Origin of the sequence: Dietzia aerolata (assembly GCF_014144865.1) — a bacterium.
Classification (GTDB): domain Bacteria; phylum Actinomycetota; class Actinomycetes; order Mycobacteriales; family Mycobacteriaceae; genus Dietzia; species Dietzia aerolata.
Window position 1 is genome coordinate 1 of sequence record NZ_JAALDM010000308.1, and the last position, 2,043, is coordinate 2,043.

General features: G+C 66.8%; 2 protein-coding genes. One reads left to right on the plus strand and one right to left on the minus strand.

Going from position 1 to position 2,043, the window contains the following annotated elements; genetic code table 11:
• Positions 1 to 101: 101 nt before the first annotated feature.
• A complete protein-coding gene (gene murA / locus G6016_RS15515; RefSeq protein ID WP_182633505.1) occupies positions 102 to 1,385 on the minus strand; it encodes a UDP-N-acetylglucosamine 1-carboxyvinyltransferase in 1,284 nt (427 codons plus the stop codon).
• 72 nt (positions 1,386 to 1,457) lie between these two features.
• Between murA and G6016_RS15520 the strand changes: the two genes are divergently transcribed.
• Positions 1,458 to 2,030, plus strand: a complete 573-nt coding sequence (locus G6016_RS15520; RefSeq protein ID WP_182633506.1) for a cob(I)yrinic acid a,c-diamide adenosyltransferase — start codon at positions 1,458 to 1,460, stop codon at positions 2,028 to 2,030.
• Positions 2,031 to 2,043 lie beyond the last annotated feature (13 nt).

Below are 2,043 nucleotides of genomic sequence, written 5' to 3' on the forward strand. Positions count from 1 at the left end.
ACAACACCAAATCCCCAGCTCAAACAGGGTATTTGCGCACTGCCATAATCGGAATCCGGCCCGAGACCACAGAAAACAGACCCGAACCGGCCCGAATGTGTCTAGCGGTGGGTGGGAACCCGCTCGATGTCGCCGCCCAGGGCGCGGATGTCTCCCACGAAGTCGGAGTAGCCGCGGTCGATGTGGAAGACCTCGCACACTTCGGTGATGTCGTCGGCGCACATTCCGGCGAGCACCAGTCCGGCGCCGGCTCGAATGTCACTGGCCCACACGGTGGCGGAGTCGAGTCGTTCACGGCCTACGATCTTGGCGTGGTGTCCGTCCGTCTCGGCGTCGACACCCATGCGGACCATTTCCTCGACGAACCGGAAGCGTGCTTCGAAGAGGTTCTCGGTGACCACCGAGACTCCCTTGGAGACGGAGGCAAGGGCGATCGCCATGGGCTGGAGGTCTGTGGGGAATCCGGGGAACGGCAGGGTGCGGATGTCCCGGGCGCGGGGCCGACCGTCCTGGCTGACGCGGACCCAATCGGTCCCGGTCTCGACGTTCGCGCCCACCGCACGGAGATTTTCGAGCACGACGTGGATAAACATCGGGTCGATCCCCGTCACCTTCACGTCGCCTCGGGTCATGACCGCACCCATGGCCCAGGTGGCCGAGACGATGCGGTCACCGATCACCCTATGCGTGACGGGAGTGAGGTGGTCCACGCCCTCGACGGTGATGGTGCTGGTGCCGGCACCGCTGATGCGCGCCCCCATCTCGTTGAGCAGGTCACAGATGTCCACGATCTCGGGTTCGCGGGCCGCGTTGTTCAACACGGACGTCCCGTCGGCGAGGACTGCCGCGGTCACGAAGGTCTCGGTCGCACCCACGGACGGGAAACTCAGCGAGTAGGTGGCGCCACGCAGCTCGGTGGCCTCGGCAACGAGCCGGCCGTGGTCCATGCGTGTCTTCGCACCCAGGGCGTTGAGCCCGTTCTGGTGCCAGTTCAGGGGGCGGCTGCCGATCGCGTCGCCTCCGGGCATCGCGATCGTCGCGCGGTGATGGCGTCCGACGAGCGGACCGAGGATGCAGACGGAGGCGCGCAGACGCTGGGCCGCCTTGTCGTCGGCGACGTGGCCCAGTTCGGCGGGGGTGTCGATCGTGACAGTGTCGCCGTTGATCTCGATGGTGCAGCCGAGATGCCGCAATACATCGGCCATCGCCGGGACGTCGGAGATGGCCGGACAGTTGGTCAGCGTGGTCCGGCCCTCCGCCATCAGGGCGACAGCCATCAACTTGAGCACGCTGTTCTTGGCACCAGCGACGGCGATCTCGCCGTTCAGACTCGTGCCGCCTCGGACGAGGAAGCTCTCCTCGCGGGACGTGGGATTACCGCTCACGGGAACAGACTATGCGAGATTCCGCCCGTAACCGCGGAACCGCTGGGGCGGGTGCCGCGTAAGTTGACTGTCATGGCTGTTCATCTGACGAAGATCTATACCCGGACCGGCGACGACGGGACCACGGGACTGTCCGACTTCTCCCGCGTGAGTAAGAACGATGCCCGACTGGTGGCGTACGCGGACTGCGACGAGGCCAACGCGGCGATCGGCGTGGCCCTCACGCTCGGCGACCTGGACGAGCGCGTTGCCACGGCGCTGCGCACCGTGCAAAACGATCTTTTCGACGCGGGCGCGGATCTGGCGACGCCCATCGAGGAGCACCCCAAGTATCCGCCGCTGCGGATCGAGCAGGCGTACATCGATCGGCTCGAGGGCTGGATCGACGAGTTCAACGAGGAGCTGACCGCGCTCAACTCGTTCATCCTGCCCGGCGGCACTCCGGCCGGCGCGTACCTGCACGTGGCGCGCACGGTGGCGCGTCGGGCGGAGCGGGCCGCGTGGGCCGCGGTGGAGGCGCACCCGGAGACCACCTCTGTGCTTCCTGCCAAGTATCTGAACCGACTGTCGGACCTGCTGTTCGTCCTGGGCCGCGTGGCCAACCCGGAGGGCGACGTGCTGTGGGTTCCGGGCGGCGAGCGCTGAGCTCACCCACCGT

Bases quoted from the DNA above. Each gene is read 5' to 3' on its own strand.
- G6016_RS15520 (WP_182633506.1), top strand. From the start codon at position 1,458: ATGGCTGTTCATCTGACGAAGATCTATACCCGGACCGGCGACGACGGG.